This window comes from Paenibacillus sp. FSL R7-0128, from assembly GCF_038002245.1.
GTDB classification, from domain to species: Bacteria; Bacillota; Bacilli; order Paenibacillales; family Paenibacillaceae; genus Paenibacillus_AQ; species Paenibacillus_AQ silagei.
On the sequence record NZ_JBBOCD010000001.1, the window covers coordinates 1,873,574 to 1,888,937 of the forward strand.

Annotated in this window: 15 protein-coding genes and 1 riboswitch; of the genes, 12 read left to right on the plus strand and 3 right to left on the minus strand. The window is 55.2% G+C overall.

All coding sequences use genetic code 11. The features are described from left to right. Positions 1-19: 19 nt before the first annotated feature. A complete protein-coding gene (locus NST26_RS07640) occupies positions 20-334 on the minus strand; it encodes a hypothetical protein (protein ID WP_340955065.1) in 315 nt (104 codons plus the stop codon). Positions 335-474: 140 nt separating this feature from the next. Next, positions 475-1,731 carry a helix-turn-helix domain-containing protein gene (locus tag NST26_RS07645; protein WP_340955064.1) on the minus strand — a complete coding sequence of 419 codons (1,257 nt, stop codon included), beginning with the start codon at positions 1,729-1,731 and terminating at the stop codon, positions 475-477. A 116-nt stretch (positions 1,732-1,847) separates the two neighbouring features. Here NST26_RS07645 and NST26_RS07650 point away from each other — a divergent pair, with 116 nt between their 5' ends. From NST26_RS07650 to NST26_RS07685, 8 genes are all read left to right on the plus strand, one after another. Then, positions 1,848-4,127: a glycoside hydrolase family 3 C-terminal domain-containing protein gene (locus tag NST26_RS07650; RefSeq protein ID WP_340955062.1), complete on the plus strand. Its 2,280-nt coding sequence runs from the start codon at positions 1,848-1,850 to the stop codon at positions 4,125-4,127. A 61-nt stretch (positions 4,128-4,188) separates the two neighbouring features. Next, positions 4,189-4,300, plus strand: a riboswitch (guanidine-I (ykkC/yxkD leader). 59 nt (positions 4,301-4,359) lie between these two features. Then, entirely contained in the window at positions 4,360-4,719 is a 360-nt protein-coding gene (locus NST26_RS07655; protein ID WP_076079730.1) for a DMT family transporter, read from the plus strand. Position 4,720: 1 nt separating this feature from the next. Next, positions 4,721-5,035, plus strand: coding sequence for a DMT family transporter (locus tag NST26_RS07660; protein ID WP_339254722.1), 315 nt, complete (start codon positions 4,721-4,723; stop codon positions 5,033-5,035). 110 nt (positions 5,036-5,145) lie between these two features. Beyond that, complete coding sequence (locus tag NST26_RS07665; protein ID WP_340955060.1) at positions 5,146-6,009, plus strand: aldo/keto reductase; 864 nt, start codon at positions 5,146-5,148, stop codon at positions 6,007-6,009. 399 nt (positions 6,010-6,408) lie between these two features. Beyond that, positions 6,409-7,848, plus strand: a complete 1,440-nt coding sequence (locus NST26_RS07670) for a PTS mannitol transporter subunit IICB (protein WP_340955058.1) — start codon at positions 6,409-6,411, stop codon at positions 7,846-7,848. Positions 7,849-7,956: 108 nt separating this feature from the next. Next, on the plus strand, positions 7,957-10,023 hold the full coding sequence (locus NST26_RS07675; protein ID WP_340955056.1) for a BglG family transcription antiterminator: 2,067 nt from the start codon (positions 7,957-7,959) through the stop codon (positions 10,021-10,023). Positions 10,024-10,039: 16 nt separating this feature from the next. Continuing rightward, positions 10,040-10,474, plus strand: coding sequence for a PTS sugar transporter subunit IIA (locus NST26_RS07680; RefSeq protein WP_076079725.1), 435 nt, complete (start codon positions 10,040-10,042; stop codon positions 10,472-10,474). Next, complete coding sequence (locus NST26_RS07685) at positions 10,474-11,619, plus strand: mannitol-1-phosphate 5-dehydrogenase (RefSeq protein WP_036725725.1); 1,146 nt, start codon at positions 10,474-10,476, stop codon at positions 11,617-11,619. The genes NST26_RS07680 and NST26_RS07685 overlap by 1 nt, the downstream gene beginning before the upstream one ends. Positions 11,620-11,823: 204 nt before the next feature. On the opposite strand, the gene NST26_RS07690 is transcribed toward NST26_RS07685, so the two are convergent. After that, entirely contained in the window at positions 11,824-12,897 is a 1,074-nt protein-coding gene (locus NST26_RS07690; protein WP_209878110.1) for a M42 family metallopeptidase, read from the minus strand. A gap of 148 nt (positions 12,898-13,045) precedes the next feature. Here NST26_RS07690 and NST26_RS07695 point away from each other — a divergent pair, with 148 nt between their 5' ends. The 4 genes from NST26_RS07695 (at position 13,046) to spoVAE (ending at position 15,239) form a co-directional block, all read left to right on the plus strand. Further along, positions 13,046-13,222, plus strand: a complete 177-nt coding sequence (locus tag NST26_RS07695) for a hypothetical protein (protein ID WP_209878112.1) — start codon at positions 13,046-13,048, stop codon at positions 13,220-13,222. A 134-nt stretch (positions 13,223-13,356) separates the two neighbouring features. Then, a complete protein-coding gene (spoVAC, locus tag NST26_RS07700; RefSeq protein WP_076079722.1) occupies positions 13,357-13,854 on the plus strand; it encodes a stage V sporulation protein AC in 498 nt (165 codons plus the stop codon). A 3-nt stretch (positions 13,855-13,857) separates the two neighbouring features. Further along, positions 13,858-14,892 carry a stage V sporulation protein AD gene (gene spoVAD / locus NST26_RS07705; RefSeq protein ID WP_340955052.1) on the plus strand — a complete coding sequence of 345 codons (1,035 nt, stop codon included), beginning with the start codon at positions 13,858-13,860 and terminating at the stop codon, positions 14,890-14,892. Then, the gene (gene spoVAE / locus NST26_RS07710; RefSeq protein WP_340955050.1) at positions 14,889-15,239 is read left to right on the plus strand and encodes a stage V sporulation protein AE; all 351 of its coding nucleotides are present in this window, start codon (positions 14,889-14,891) and stop codon (positions 15,237-15,239) included. The genes spoVAD and spoVAE overlap by 4 nt, the downstream gene beginning before the upstream one ends. Positions 15,240-15,364: the final 125 nt, after the last annotated feature.

Genomic DNA, 15,364 nt, shown 5'->3' on the forward strand with positions numbered 1-15,364 from the left:
TCTGAGAGGCTCCATAATTCTATCCGTCAGTCTCCGCCACCGCCACCAGAATCACCGCCACCAGAATCGCCACCGCCTCCGAAATCGCCTCCTCCATGGCTGCTGTGACCTCCGCTATCCCAGCCTCCGTGGCTGCCGTGATGATGATCATGGGTATGATTCCCGTGGTGATGACCATGATGATGGCTGGGGCCGCTGTGCCCGTCCGTGCCCGGATGGATTTTGTGTGGGCTGTTTTCGTTGTAGCTGCCCGCATCGGCTCCGGTACCTGTGATAAAATAATGATCTCCAGAGTGAGAGCGGGTTCTATTGCCGTAATTTTTGTACCGCGCATTACGATTACTGCGATTAATCAACTTCACCGCAACGAAGATAACTGCTCCTGCGAATATTAAGCTTCCCATCATGCAGAACCTCTCCTTTAACTAAATGTAGGATTGCCCTCATAGCTGAATCATACCATAATTCTGGAAACTACTTGAAATGCTGCTTGAATTGTCCCGGGGTGAGGCCGGTATACTTCTTGAATACCTTGGTAAAATAGCTCTGGTCGTTAAAATGCAGACGGGTAGCGATATCCGACAGCGTGATCCCGGGCAGCTGGATCAGACGCTTGGCTTCTTCGACCCGCTGCTGCTGGATGTAGTCGCTGATGGCGGTTCCAGTTTCTTTTTTGAACAGCTGGGACAGGTAACTGGCACTCATTCCGGCGTATTCAGCCAGCCTGCCGAGTGGAAGCTCCTCATACAGATGATTGTAAATATAATTCCGGCACCGGTCGGAGATGCGGGAATGTCTTGCGCTGCGGCTGCCCTCCACCTGATCGGCAAAGTCACAGAGTGCGGCTAGCATAGCACGATCCACCGCCGGAATATCACGGAGCTCCTCAATATACTGGATATGGAAGTCACTCAGGGTATAGGCAGCCTCCCAGAACAGTCCGCCTTCAATCGCCGCGCGGGTGGCCAGCGTGATGGAGGAGACAGCCAGATTTTTTTTGCTGCGCAGCTGGCTTTTGCGGGACAACCTTCCGAAGCTCTCCTCGGCAAAAGAAGCATGGGTCCGCAGCAGCCCCGCCTTGTCCCCATTGGTAATATAGCGGAACATTTCGCGTTCCTGCATCGGGTCATGGTGCAGCCATGTATGCTCGCGGCGGTAGGACAAGTCCAGATCCGGGCTGTCGTCCGCCGGATGCAGCGGTTCCGCCAGCGGACCCGCCGCCAGCAGCAGCTCCGTTACGGACAATGCCTGCCCGGTGACAAGCGTGTAGAGCAGCAGCGCCGCATGATACCAGCGCTTCCGGCTAATTATAGGCAGGTTGCCGTAATACTCTAGCCAGCTTGCCTGCTGCCCGGGCGGGATGTTGTGGTCGCGCAGCAGGCTGGCTGCATTATCACCGGTAACAGGTGCGTTCAGCGCCGGGCCGGTGACGATGGCACCGTCAGCGCCGGGAAGCTGGAGAATAATGAAGTTCTCCAGGAAGCCAGTTGCGTACAGACGCGGTAACGCGGGTGCGGCCGCCTCCGCGCTGGGGTCCGCACGCACTAGCTCCATCACCTCAACCGGCAGGCCGCCTGTTCCCTGAACGGAGGGGCGGTTTAGTGCAGCCGGTCCCAGGGCTAGACGGGGCGCAGCCGCTTCATCCAGCCACAAGACCGGGACCCGGTAAGCTTCGTAGATCAGTTTGCAGATGTATTGTATACCTTCGTCATTCCCGATTTCCTTCGCCATAGGCCACCCCCTCTTTTGTCTACTTAGAATACCAAAAATCGAATTAGAGTACCATAATTGGCCGGGACAGTCGTATAGAATGAAGTCAAGAAACCGTATTCATAGGAGGCTATATAATGGCAAAGGACGTAACAGAGCTTCAAAAGCTCATTTCGCAAATGACACTAGAAGAGAAGGCCGGACTCTGCTCCGGGCTGGATTTCTGGAACACCAAAGGCATTGAACGTCTGGGTATCCCCTCAGTGATGGTAACAGACGGTCCCCACGGTCTCCGCAAGCAGCAGGGTGACGCAGACCATCTTGGATTGAATAACAGTGTACCGGCAACCTGTTTTCCGTCAGCAGCCGGACTGGCCTCCTCGTGGGACCGTGATCTGATCTTCCGGGTGGGCGAGGCGCTGGGAACGGAATGCCAGGTGGAGAATGTCGCCGTTCTGCTCGGACCAGGCAATAATATCAAGCGTTCTCCGCTGAATGGGCGGAACTTTGAATATTTCTCGGAGGACCCGTTCCTGGCCTCAGAGATGGCTGCAAATCATGTGAAGGGTGTGCAGAGCCAGGGAGTGGGGACGTCGCTGAAGCATTATGCTGCCAATAACCAGGAACACCGCCGCATGTCAGTGGATGCAGTTATTGATGAGCGGACGCTCCGCGAGATTTATCTAGCCAGCTTCGAAGGCACCGTGAAGCAGAGCCAGCCGTGGAGTGTGATGTGCTCGTATAATCAGGTGAACGGAGAGTATGCTTCCGAGAGCTATGAGCTGCTGACCAAGGTGCTGCGTGAGGAATGGGGCTTCGAAGGCTTCGTCGTGTCCGACTGGGGAGCTGTTAATGAGCGGGTAAAGGCACTGGCAGCAGGGCTTGAGCTGGAAATGCCGTCAAGTGCTGGAATCGGAGACGCCAAGATTGTAGCGGCTGTGAAGAGCGGTGATTTGGCTATGGAGACGCTGGATCTCGCTGTAGAGCGGATGCTGGCCTTTACCTTCAAAAGTGTCGAAAACCGCAACCCGCACGCTGTCTTCGATGCAGATAAGCATCATCAGCTTGCACGCGAAGTGGCCCGGGAGAGTATGGTACTGCTGAAGAATGAAGGCGGGATTCTGCCCCTCGTGAAGAGCGGCCGGATCGCCGTGATCGGTGAATTCGCCAAGCAGCCGCGCTATCAGGGCGGGGGCAGCTCGCATGTGAATCCATCCCGGATGGATGATGCCTTCGTTGAATTGCAGGCCGTTGCCGGGGATGCGGCCAGCTTCCTGTACGCACAGGGCTATGAGCTGGAGAGCGATGACATCAATGATGATCTGCTGCGCGAAGCCTGTGATACAGCAGCTAAGGCGGATGCAGCTGTGCTGTTCCTTGGTCTGCCTGACCGCTACGAATCGGAGGGCTATGACCGTAGCCATCTGCTGCTTCCTGCGAGCCATAAGGCGCTGATTGAAGCGGTGGCCGAGGTTCAGAGCGAAATTATTGTAGTGCTGAGCAACGGCGCGCCGGTCGAGATGCCTTGGCTGCATAGGGCGAAGGCGGTGCTTGAAGGCTACCTGGGCGGTCAGGCTTTTGGCGGTGCGGTTGCGGATCTGTTGTTCGGCGAAGTGAGCCCGAGTGGTAAGCTGGCGGAGACCTTCCCTATGAAGCTGAGCGACAATCCGTCATTCCTGAACTTCCCCGGTGAAGGCGATACGGTGGAGTACAAGGAAGGCTTGTTCGTAGGCTACCGTTATTATGACAAAAAAGAAATCGAGCCGCTGTTCCCCTTCGGCTACGGCCTCAGCTACACGGAATTCGAGTACAGCCGCCTGCTGCTGGATCAGACCCGCATTCAGGACACAGATACCGTTCAGGTATCGGTCACTGTCAAGAATACCGGCAGCAGAGCGGGCAAAGAAGTCGTGCAGCTCTATGTCAGTGATGTGGAGAGCCGTGTGATCCGTCCGCTGCAGGAGCTGAAGGGCTTCGGCAAGATTGAGCTGCAGCCTGGGGAAGAACGCAGCTTAACCATCACCTTGGATAAGCGTTCCTTCGCTTATTATAATGTGCAGTTAGGCGACTGGCATGTGGAGAGCGGGAGGTTCAAGATCTCTGTTGGATCTTCCTCACGCGATATCCGACTGAGCACGGAGCTTGAGGTGGAATCCACCGTGAAGCTGACCACCCGGTTCCACCGCAACACCACCGTCGGTGACCTGCTTGCCAATCCGCTGACGGAGGAGAAGGCGAAGAGCTTCAGCAGCGTGTTCGGGCTGGAGGATGTGCTTGGCGACAATCCGGAGATGCTGCTGGCCATGATGAAATACATGCCGCTGCGCGCCATGATCGGCTTCGGTCAGGGCAAGTATACCGAGGCGGATCTGGAAGCGGATCTGCAGGAGCTGAACAGGCTGGCCGGACAGGAGTAAGAGATACAGAGTTGCTTTTGGCAACGTAATTTGCTAACATACGTTGTAAGTTCATAAGCAGTTAATAGTTCTCTAGGGTTCCGCAGCAGGTACACACCGCTGGCCTGGTCCGAGGGAGAACACACGGATGAAGCTAATCCGTGTATACACGGAGGGACAAAAGCCCGGGAGGTATCGTCAGGTAATGACGATAACCTTCCGGGCTTATTTTATGAAACAGGAGGCAGGAGAAATGAAAAAGAGCACTAAGAGCTGGATCATGATTGCAGGCGCTGCTTGCTTTGAAGTGGTATGGGTCATCGGGCTGAAGCACGCCTCCGCTCCATGGGAATGGGCGGTTACTGTAGCGGCTATCGTGATCAGCTTCTACGCCCTCATCTGGGCCAGCGGCAGGCTGCCGGTCGGGACGGTCTATGCTGTATTTGTCGGACTTGGAACCGCGGGTACCGTTCTGGCGGGAGGAGTTCTATTCGGTGAACCGCTGCGGCCGTTGAAGCTGTTGTTGATTGGCCTGCTGCTGGCCGGGGTCGTCGGACTGAAGCTGGTTACCCCGGCTCAGGCTGAATCTGAACAGACAAAGGAGCTGAACTGATATGGCATGGGTGATGCTGATTGCCGCTGGTATATGTGAAATGTTCGGGGTCGCCATGATTGGCAAGCTGCACAAGGACCGCAACTGGCAGTCTGTCTGCCTGCTGGTTCTAGGCTTCGGGGCAAGCTTCCTGCTGCTGTCTCTGGCGATGGAGAGTCTGCCGATGGGGATTGCATATGCGATCTGGACAGGGATTGGAGCGTCAGGGGCAGCGATTATGGGCATGTTGTTCTACGGTGAAGCGAGGGATGTGAAGCGGATTGCCTGTATTGTAGTGATTCTGGGAGCCGTAGCAGGCCTGAAGCTGATCGGCTGAGAATTCCGCTGAAACGTTACTGAGTTGGACACTTAACGGATGTTTCGTTGCCCTGGATATGGTAAGTATAGTAAGTAAGAACATTATTCTTATAAGGAGACTTATCACATATGAGCAGACCTGTATCTGAAAGTATCCGTCTGAAGGACGGAGTCGTGCTGCCCAGACTGGGGCAAGGGACGTGGCGGATTGGTGACCAGCCGGCGAAGCGGGCAGAAGAGATTGCTGCGCTTCGCCATGGCGTGGAACTGGGTATGAATCTGATTGATACGGCTGAGATGTACGGGGACGGCCGCTCCGAGGAGCTGGTTGGTGAAGCGCTGCGGGGAATCCGCGACAGCGTATTTCTGGTCTCCAAGGTCTATCCGCATAATGCGGGCGGGACTAAGCTTATTAACAGCTGCGAAGCCAGCCTGAAGCGGCTCGGCACAGACCATCTGGACCTGTACCTGCTGCATTGGCGCGGCAACATTCCTCTGGAAGAGACCGTGGAGGGGATGGAGGCACTGGTTGCTTCCGGCAAAATCGCCCGCTGGGGCGTATCCAATCTGGATACGGCAGATATGCAGGAGCTGCTGAGTATTCCCGGCGGCAATCACTGCGCAGTCAATCAAGTGCTCTACCATCTGGGCTCAAGAGGGATCGAGCATGATCTGCTGCCCTGGCTGAGAGGACATAAGATTCCTGTCATGGCCTATTCTCCGCTGGCCCAGGCAGGCACGCTGAGAAAAGGGCTGACTGAGAATGAAGCTGTGCAGCAGATTGCCCGGAATCATGAGGTCACTCCGCTGCAGGTTCTGCTGGCCTGGACCATCCGGGACGGGGAGGTCATCGCTATTCCCAAGGCTGCCACCCATGAGCATGTGAATGAGAATGCGGCTGCCGCTAGGCTTGTGCTCACAGACGACGAGCTGTGGCAGCTCGACGATGCTTTTCCCCAGCCGTCGTGGAAGGTTCCGCTGGACATGATTTAATCATAGCTTAACCGCTGTTGCATGGCATAGCTGTCTCCGCTGAGGGGGCGGCTTTTTTGTTGTCTGGGAAACATAGCCGTATGAGCTACAGCCCTAAGTTCTTACATTATCCATCCGCAGGTTGATTCTGTTCTTTACACTACCTAAGCCTTAAATGATATTATACGTGAAATTGTGCATCCTATGAGGAAGCTTGTAGGCCGATGGGAGCAGGGCGGATACCGGACTTAAGCCCCTTGGCAGGAACTCTTAAATGTTGTCAACAATGTTCATGCCGAAACCGTGTTTTCAATTTGGTGACAAAGAAAGCGCTTTGATTTACGATGTGTTCAAAGGGAAAACACCTTTCAGTATGCGGTGCGGAAGGTTCCCGATCATTACAATAAGGGGGCATCTTAAATGGCCACAACGGCAACGAAACAAGCTTCATCCGGCGGTGCAAGGGTGAAGGTTCAACAATTCGGACGTATGCTCAGCGGTATGGTTATGCCGAATATCGGCGCTTTTATCGCATGGGGATTGATTACAGCATTATTCATTCCAACGGGCTGGTATCCCAATGAGAGCCTTGCAGCTCTAGTAGGCCCAATCATTAACTACCTGCTTCCTCTCTTGATCGGGTACACCGGCGGACAGATGGTTCACGGCAAACGCGGTGCTGTCATCGGCGCGCTGGTGACCATGGGGGTTATCGTCGGCTCGACGATTCCAATGTTCCTGGGTGCGATGATTGTCGGTCCGCTGGCTGCCTGGGTGCTGAAGCAGTTCGACAGAGCTGTGGACGGCAAAATCAGAGCCGGGTTCGAAATGCTGGTCAACAACTTCTCGCTGGGTATCATCGGCGGCGCTTTGACGCTTGGAGCCTTAAAGGGCGTTGGACCGCTGGTTCAAGGATTGACCAATATCCTCTCGAATGGCGTGGAGTTCCTGGTTAACCACAATCTGCTGCCGCTCATCAACATCATCATTGAGCCGGCCAAGGTATTGTTCCTGAACAATGCGATTAACCACGGGGTACTGGGACCGATTGCGCTTGAAGAGTCCCAGAGAATCGGCAAATCCATCCTGTTCATGCTTGAATCGAATCCGGGTCCTGGTCTGGGTATCCTGCTTGCATACTGGCTGGCGGGCAAAGGTTCTGCCAAATCCTCTGCACCGGGCGCTATTATCATTCACTTCCTGGGCGGGATTCATGAGATCTACTTCCCTTACATCCTGATGAACCCTCGTCTGATTCTGGCGGTCATCGGTGGCGGAATGTCCGGTACATTCACCTTCCAGATGCTGGGCGCCGGTCTGGTAGCTTCTCCTTCACCAGGCAGTATCTTTGCCTATTTCGCAATGACGCCTAAGGGCGGATATCTTCCGATGATTGCCGGGGTTGTCGTGGCTACCATCGTATCGTTCCTGATTGCAGCTGTGCTTCTGAGATCTTCCAAGAGTAATGATGAAGAGGAGATGGATCTGGAAGCGGCAGAAGCCAGAATGAGAGACATGAAGTCGGCCGGTACAGCAGCACAGACCGCCGCAACTACAGCTGTAGCTTCCAATGTCCGCAGCAAAGCCAATGTGAACAAAATCGTCTTCGCTTGTGATGCAGGGATGGGTTCCAGTGCCATGGGGGCCTCGGTGCTGAGAAAGAAACTGCAGAACGCAGGGGTCAACATTACGGTGACGAACTCTGCTGTTAGTGAAATTCCTGCTGACGCGGATATCGTAGTTACCCAGAAGACGCTTACCGACCGGGCGATTGCCAGCAATCCGAAGGCAGAGCATATCTCGATCGATAACTTCCTGAAGAGTCCGAAATATGATGAGCTCGTAGAACGTTTGAAGTAAGCGGCACAAGTGTAAAATCTAAGTATATAGTTCTCGCTGAAACGGATGCCGTCCCTTATAGGACGGCATATCCGTTTGTATTTGATGCAAGGCGGAGGGTTAGCGGAAATGACGAAAATTACCGCCAGACAGCGCCAGATCCTGTGGCTTCTGCTTGAAGCAAGCGGAGAGATTACCGCTGTAAAAATTGCCGAGGCTACCGGGGTAAGCGTAAGAACCGTACACCGGGAGATGGAGGATATAGAGTCCGCGCTTGAGGACTTTGGTCTTGATCTGATCAAAAAATCAGGCAAAGGTATCCAGTTGAGCGGCCCGGAGGCCGGTCTTGCGGAGCTGCGCCTATTCCTGCGGGAAGAGAAGCCGGCGGATTATTCCGGCGAAGACCGAAAGGTATTCGAGCTCTGCGTGCTGCTGGAGGCAGAGGAGCCGGTGAAGCTGTTCACACTTGCGCATTCCCTCAAGGTTACAGTTGCTTCTGTTAGCTACGATCTGGATGAACTGGAGCAATGGGTTCGTAAGTTCGGCCTGGAGCTGGTTCGTAGACGAGGCTACGGCGTAGAAATCACCGGCAGCGAGATCGACAAGCGCCGGGCGATTGGCCGGTTAGCCGCAGAGCATCTGGATTTGTCTGATCTGGTCGGCCATGGTTCTGTGGCTGAGAGCAATCCGGCTTTTCGTGTTCTATTAACTACAGTTGGACAATCCAACCTTATGGAAGTAGAGAATACACTGTGGGATATGGAATGGAAATGGACGGCGGAGCTGCCCGAAATTGTCTATATGGAGATGCTCCTGGCCCTTGCTGTCACTACCCGGCGGATTGAGCTTAGCCGAAGCATCGACAGCGGGGCGGAAGCGGGCTATTCCAGGGTGTCCGATCACCGGAACATTGCCGGAGCCGAGCGATTTGTGGGGCAGCTCGCTGAGGTGCTTAAGCTGAAAATCCCGCGGGTAGAGATTATGTATATCGCCGGGCTGTTCGACCGGGTCCAGGATTCCTTCTCCTCGTCGGGCTACGCCTATGGCGATATTGAATTAATGGAGATTGTCTATAAGCTGACGGAGAGTGTGGTCAAGCGGACAGGGCTGCCCTTCCAGAGTGACCGTACTCTGCGCGAGGGGCTGCTGGAGCATATTGATCCGGCGCTGAAGCGGATCCGGGAAGGCACACGCATCCGCAACCCGCTGCTCGGCCCGATCCGCAGGGATTACGAATATCTGTTCAACATCATCCGCGCAGCCGTGGAGGATATGCAGCTGGAACTGGAGATTCCGGATGAAGAGATCGGATTTCTGGTCATGCATTTCGGAGCTTCCGCAGAGCGGCTGAACCAGCTAAGGCGCAACGTAAGAGCCATTCTGGTCTGTGCCAGCGGCCTTAGCTCCTCCCGGCTGCTAGCCACCCGGCTGACCAAGGAAATGCCGCAGATTGAGATTCTCGGCAACATCTCCTGGTATGAAGCGGCACGCCTGCCGGATGAAAGTTACGATCTGATTATATCTACCATTGATCTGCCGATTGATAAGGAGCGTTACATCAAGATCAGCCCCCTGCTCACAGCGGAGGAGATTGAGAAGCTGCTGAATTACATCCAGAATACTACGCTGCGGGAACGAGGGAAGGGGATGTCCGGTGAACCGGAACATGCGGCGCGGGAGGAAGCCTCGCTTGAACGGCTCAGGAGCTACAAGGGTATTCTGGATGAGATCGTCAGCTTGCTGGAGCGGTTCCGCTTCCATCCGATTGATAATAAGGGGATGGATCTGTCAGCGACGATAGTGGAGATGCTGGAGACACTGAATGGAAACGGCGTGGTCGGGGATGCCGGTATTGTGCTGGAGCGTCTGCTCGAACGGGAGCGGATGACCAGCCAAGTGATCCCCGATACCGCATTGGCGTTGTTCCATACCAGAAGCAGCCATATTCACCTGTCATCGCTGACCCTGTACCGGCTTGATCAGCCCGTAATTCTGGAGGGGGATACAGAGGTCAGAGTCATTTTGCTCATGCTGGCTCCGCGCAGACTCTCCAAGGAGAGCCTGGAGGTGCTCAGCGAGATCAGCGCACTGCTGCTGAATTCCGAGCTGGTTCAATTGCTAGAAGAACGTTCAGAGTCTGAGATCCGGGGGTATTTGTCCTCGGAGCTGCTTCATTTTTTCCAAAATAAAAGTTGAAAGTGGGAAAAACCATATGAGTATACTGTCAGAAAATAAAGTGATTATGCACGGTGCGGCAAACGATAAATACGAAGCCATCAAGATGGCGGGCAAGCTGCTGGTCGATGCAGGGCATGTAACGGAGGAATATGTTCCCAAGATGCTGGAGCGCGAGGAAGTGGTGTCCACTTATATGGGCGGCGGATTGGCTATTCCGCATGGTACCAAAGAAGCGCGGCCTTTTATTAAGTCAACTGGGTTGTCTATCATCCGCTTTCCGGACGGGGTGGATTTCGGCGGCGATGAGCCGGCGTTTGTAGTCATCGGCATTGCAGCCGCAGGTGACGGGCATATGGAGGTTCTGACGAACGTGGCGATGATTTTCACCGAGGATGATGCCATTGACCGCGTCATGAACGCCCCTACGGCTGCTGATGTTATTGCAATCTTCGAAGGGGGACTGGAGTAATGAAGGCGGTCCATTTCGGCGCGGGCAATATCGGCAGGGGCTTCATCGGGCTACTGCTGTCGCAGGCGGGCTATGAAGTTACTTTTGTGGATGTGAATGAGGCCTTTGTTACCCAGCTCAAGGAACGCGGCGAGTATCCGGTCACGCTGGCCAGCGACGGTCAGGAAACGGTCATCGTGAAGAATGTAACGGCTCTTAGCAGTGTCACGCATGCGGATGAAGTGGCGGCGACTATTGCTGAAGCGGATCTGGTTACTACGGCGGTCGGCGTGTCGATTCTGAAGCATATCGCGGGTGTACTGGCTGATGGCATCAGCAGAAGAGTAGCTGTCTCCTCCGCGCCGCTGCATGTGATCGCCTGCGAGAATGCGATTGGCGGCAGTGCACAGCTCAAGGAGCTGGTGTACGCGAAGCTCGATGAAGCTGCCCGTGCGAAGGCTGAATCTTCGGTTGCTTTTCCTAACGCGGCAGTGGACCGGATCGTTCCGCTCCAGCAGCATGAGGATATTCTGAAGGTGGTCGTTGAGCCGTTCTATGAATGGGTGGTGGACGCCTCGCAGATGATCCCGGGCTATACGCCGGTTGAAGGTGTGCATTATGTAGAGAATCTGGAGCCGTATATTGAACGCAAGCTCTTCACTGTGAACACGGGGCACTGCTCTGCGGCGTACCTGGGCTATCTGCAGGGCTACGAGACCATACAGCAGGCTATGGCGGATGAGGCGTTAACGGCGAAGGTTCGTGAGGTACTTGAGGAGACCGGCGCAGTGCTGGTCCAGAAGCATGGCTTCGATGAAGCGGAGCACAGTAAGTATATCGATAAAATCCTGGAGCGCTTCCGCAATCCGGCGCTGACCGATGAGGTGTCCCGTGTAGGCCGTTCGCCGCTGCGCAAGCTGTCGCCAAATGACCGTCTGGTATCCCCTGCAACGCAGGCGTATGACAGAGGGCTGAGCTACACCGCGTTGACACGTTCCATGGCCGGTGCGCTGCTGTTCAAGGAGGGGGATGACCCGGAAGCGGTGGAGCTGCAAGCCGCAATCGCGGAGCTTGGAGCAGAAGCAGCGCTGACGAAGTACACGGGTCTTGCTGCGGATCACCCTATTCATCAGTCGGCGATGGAGCAATACGCGAAGCTGAGCTAAGAACATATGAGCTAACAACATAAAAATACAGCCGCAGGGAAAGCCTATAAGCTTATCCCTGCGGCTGTTTGCGTTAGTCTGTGACTCTTAAAAGAGTGGCAATACCGTTTTTCGCTTGAAAGAAAAGACTTTATATATTTTGGGGTCCCCGCAAAGTACCTGAATAGGCTTCGGAGCTAAAGCCCCAATTTATCGGGAGATTCTCTAGCTGTTCTCCAGAATCGTCTGCAGTGTCGTGCGGTCCAGTCCTTGTACCAGCTTAATCAGCAGCTCTTTGGCTGCCGCATAATCATCACTGTGGATGATCGAGGTTGCCGTGTGGATGTAACGGGAGCAGATCCCGATCACCGCTGAAGGAATACCGATTCCGCTGAGATGCACCTGGCCCGCATCCGTTCCCCCCTGGGAGACGAAATACTGGTATTTGATCTTATGGGTGTCAGCTGTATCCTGCACATATTCAATCAGTCCCCGGTGGGTAATCATCGTCGGGTCAAAAATACGCAGCAGCGCGCCTTGGCCCAGATGGCCGAAGGCCTGGCGGTCGCCGGTCATATCGGCAGCGGCGCTGGCGTCCAGCCCGAAGAAAATATCCGGCTGCAGCAGATTGGCAGCCGTCCGGGCACCGCGCAGTCCCACCTCTTCCTGAACGGTAGCCCCGCAGTAAAGCGTATTCGGCAAGGCTTGTCCGTGCAGTTCCTTCATTAATTCAATAGCCAGGCCGACACCGTAGCGGTTGTCCCAGGCCTTGGCCATAATCTTCTTCGGATTGGCGAGTGGTGTGAACGGGCAGACCGGCACGACCTGCTGTCCCGGAGCTACACCGAAGCTCTGCGCCTCTTCCCGGCTGTCTGCGCCGATATCGATGTACATCTTGCTGATCTCCCCGGCCTTGCCGCGTTCATCCGCGCTCAGCAGATGGATAGGTGTACTGCCGACCACGCCGTTCAGCGTACCCTTCGGCGTAATAATCTGCAGGCGCTGTGAGGCCACTGCCGAAGCCAGCCATCCGCCCAGCGGTGTGAAGCGGATCATCCCGTTGTCTGTAATGCCAGTAACCATGAAGCCTACCTCATCGAAATGGCCGGCCACCATAATCTTTGGACCGTTAGCTTCACCGCGCATCACGCCGAACAGGCTGCCCAGTCGGTCCTGTACAAATTCGTCCGTATAAGGCGTCATTGCCTCTTTGACATAAGCGCGCAGTTCGCGCTCGAAGCCGGAGGCTGAGGGGAATTCAGTCAATGTCTTAAATAATTCAAGTGTGTCTGTATTCATACATATATCGCTCCTTTATGTCATCTAGTATGAACATTGTTGCGCCGCTTGTCCATGCTGGAAGGGCAAATGAACACAGAGGCTCATTGTGCGAATACTATACGGTAAGGGCTCTGCAGGCAGGGGCCGGAGAAAGGAAGCGAGGAGAATGTGGCTCTCGGGTAGCGTAGCCCAGGCAGGCAGCCGGAGCGGTTTCCGGAAAGTGCCGGTCCGCAGGCAGGGCTTGCCCAGGCGGTACCGCCGCCGGTACGGGCGGGAGAATGAGGCAGTGCTGATTCTGGTGCTGTTTCTGCTGCTGATTGTTGTGCTGTTTTATTTTTCCTGAGCAGGAGGGACATAACGGGGCCGCCTGAAGTGAACAATAAGGAAAACTTAATTCCGCATAGCACGAAGGAACGGGACTACAGCTTACCCGCTGCCCGTTCCCTTTCGTATCCAACAGTTCAGGGGGTGTCTGCATTGCCGGCAAAAACAAAAAAGTCAGGCGTCAAGCTGAACCTTGACGGTCTGACCCCGAAGGCTTATCAGGAATTGGCCAAGCCTTACGTGCCTTCTCGTCCTGTATTCAAAAATTGTATACGCGCCTTCCTCTCCGGGGGACTCATCTGTGTGCTGGGACAAGGCATCCAGGAAGCATTCATGGCGATATTCGATATGACCTCAAGAGAGGCGGCAAGTCCGACCGTGGCCATTCTGATTCTACTCTCCGTCATACTGACCAGCTTCGGGGTATATGACAAGCTCGCCCAGTGGTGCGGTGCAGGTACAGCGGTGCCTGTCACAGGATTCGCCAACAGCATGTGCTCTGCCGCACTGGAGCACAGGGCTGAAGGGCTGGTGCTGGGCGTGGGCGGGAACATGTTCAAGCTGGCCGGGTCGGTTATTGTGTTCGGTGTCGTTGCCGCTTTTATCGTGGGTGTAGTGTATGCCGTTATGGGCTGGGGAGGTGCGCATTAAACGATGAAGCAGCTCGGTAGTCAGACCTGGGAATTTACGAACCGTCCGGTGATCCTTGGGACATCCGCTGTGGTGGGGCCTGAAGAGGGAGAAGGGCCGCTGGCCTCAAGCTTCGACTTCGTCTATGATTCGCTGGAGATGGGCGAGAAGACATGGGAGAAGGCAGAACGCGCCCTGTTCGAAAAAGCCGCCAAGCTCGCCCTGATGAATGCGAATCTGGAGCAGGAGAAGCTGGAGTTCTTCGTCGGCGGGGATCTGATGAATCAGATCATCAGCAGCTCCTTCGCCGCGCGGAAGCTCGGCGTGCCTTACTTGGGAGTGTTCGGCGCCTGCTCTACCTCGATGGAGAGCCTGGCGATCGCCTCAATGATTATAGATTCCGGCGGTGGAAAGTATGCGCTGGCCGGAACATCCAGTCACAACTGTACGGTTGAGAAGCAGTTCCGCTACCCGACAGAGTATGGCTCGCAGAAGCCTCCCACCGCCCAGTACACCGTTACAGGCTCCGGCTGCGCAGTGGTAGGAGTGAACGATGGGACGGTTCAAGGCCCGCATGTGGTGTACGCAACTCTTGGGCGCATCATGGACCTGGGGCTGAAAGATCCGTTCAATATGGGAACGGCCATGGCCCCGGCAGCCGCCGATACCATCACGGCACATTTCCGCGATACGGGGCTGTCGCCTGGTCACTATGATCTGATTGTTACGGGCGATTTGGCTTCTGTCGGCTTGCCGATTGCCAAGGATCTGCTGGCCAAGGAAGGCATCCCCATGGAGGAGACGGTCTTTAATGACTGTGGCCTGATGATCTATGACCTGGACAAGCAAAAGTATGTTATTGCCGGGGGAAGCGGCTGCGGCTGCTCAGCCACAGTAACCTATGGTCATATTATGGGCCGGCTGAAGAAAGGGGAATTGAAGCGGGTACTGATCGTAGCGACCGGAGCGCTTCTGTCACCGTTGTCTTATCAGCAAGGGGAGAGTATTCCGTGTGTAGCCCATGCGGTAGCCCTAGAGAGTGGAGGTGAGGGAGCATGATTTATTTATGGGCTTTTCTGGTCGGGGGAGCAATATGTGTAATCGGCCAGCTGATGTTCGATGTGTTTGCGCTGACTCCGGCCCATACCATGAGCACGCTGGTTGTGTTGGGCGCGGTTGCCGACGCTTTTGGAATCTACGATCCGCTGGTAAAATTCGCGGGAGCAGGGGCGAGCGTGCCCATTACCAGCTTCGGGAATTCCCTGGTGCACGGCGCGCTGACTGAGCTGGAGCGCGATGGCTGGGTCGGTGTCGTCACCGGGATCTTCGATGTGACCAGCGCCGGGATTTCCTCGGCGATTGTCTTCTCTTTCCTGGCTGCGCTGGTGGTCCGGCCAAAGGGGTAACTGACGATAGATGGAGTGTATATAGATAAGTTGATTCCGGGATCGCCTAAGGCGGTCCCTTTTTATATGGAGGTGGGTTACGCCGCCTGATGCGGGTTTCTTTTGGACGAATATAGCATGCGACT

Excerpts from the sequence above, each read along its gene's own strand:
- spoVAD (WP_340955052.1), top strand. The coding sequence starts at position 13,858 with ATGAAGCAGCTCGGTAGTCAGACCTGGGAATTTACGAACCGTCCGGTG.
- NST26_RS07685 (WP_036725725.1), top strand. The coding sequence starts at position 10,474 with ATGAAGGCGGTCCATTTCGGCGCGGGCAATATCGGCAGGGGCTTCATC.
- NST26_RS07660 (WP_339254722.1), top strand. The coding sequence starts at position 4,721 with ATGGCATGGGTGATGCTGATTGCCGCTGGTATATGTGAAATGTTCGGG.
- NST26_RS07675 (WP_340955056.1), top strand. The coding sequence starts at position 7,957 with ATGACGAAAATTACCGCCAGACAGCGCCAGATCCTGTGGCTTCTGCTT.
- NST26_RS07690 (WP_209878110.1), bottom strand. The coding sequence starts at position 12,897 with ATGAATACAGACACACTTGAATTATTTAAGACATTGACTGAATTCCCC.
- NST26_RS07650 (WP_340955062.1), top strand. The coding sequence starts at position 1,848 with ATGGCAAAGGACGTAACAGAGCTTCAAAAGCTCATTTCGCAAATGACA.
- NST26_RS07645 (WP_340955064.1), bottom strand. The coding sequence starts at position 1,731 with ATGGCGAAGGAAATCGGGAATGACGAAGGTATACAATACATCTGCAAA.
- NST26_RS07680 (WP_076079725.1), top strand. The coding sequence starts at position 10,040 with ATGAGTATACTGTCAGAAAATAAAGTGATTATGCACGGTGCGGCAAAC.
- NST26_RS07640 (WP_340955065.1), bottom strand. The coding sequence starts at position 334 with ATGCGCGGTACAAAAATTACGGCAATAGAACCCGCTCTCACTCTGGAG.
- NST26_RS07695 (WP_209878112.1), top strand. The coding sequence starts at position 13,046 with ATGTGGCTCTCGGGTAGCGTAGCCCAGGCAGGCAGCCGGAGCGGTTTC.
- NST26_RS07665 (WP_340955060.1), top strand. The coding sequence starts at position 5,146 with ATGAGCAGACCTGTATCTGAAAGTATCCGTCTGAAGGACGGAGTCGTG.
- NST26_RS07655 (WP_076079730.1), top strand. The coding sequence starts at position 4,360 with ATGAAAAAGAGCACTAAGAGCTGGATCATGATTGCAGGCGCTGCTTGC.
- spoVAE (WP_340955050.1), top strand. The coding sequence starts at position 14,889 with ATGATTTATTTATGGGCTTTTCTGGTCGGGGGAGCAATATGTGTAATC.
- NST26_RS07670 (WP_340955058.1), top strand. The coding sequence starts at position 6,409 with ATGGCCACAACGGCAACGAAACAAGCTTCATCCGGCGGTGCAAGGGTG.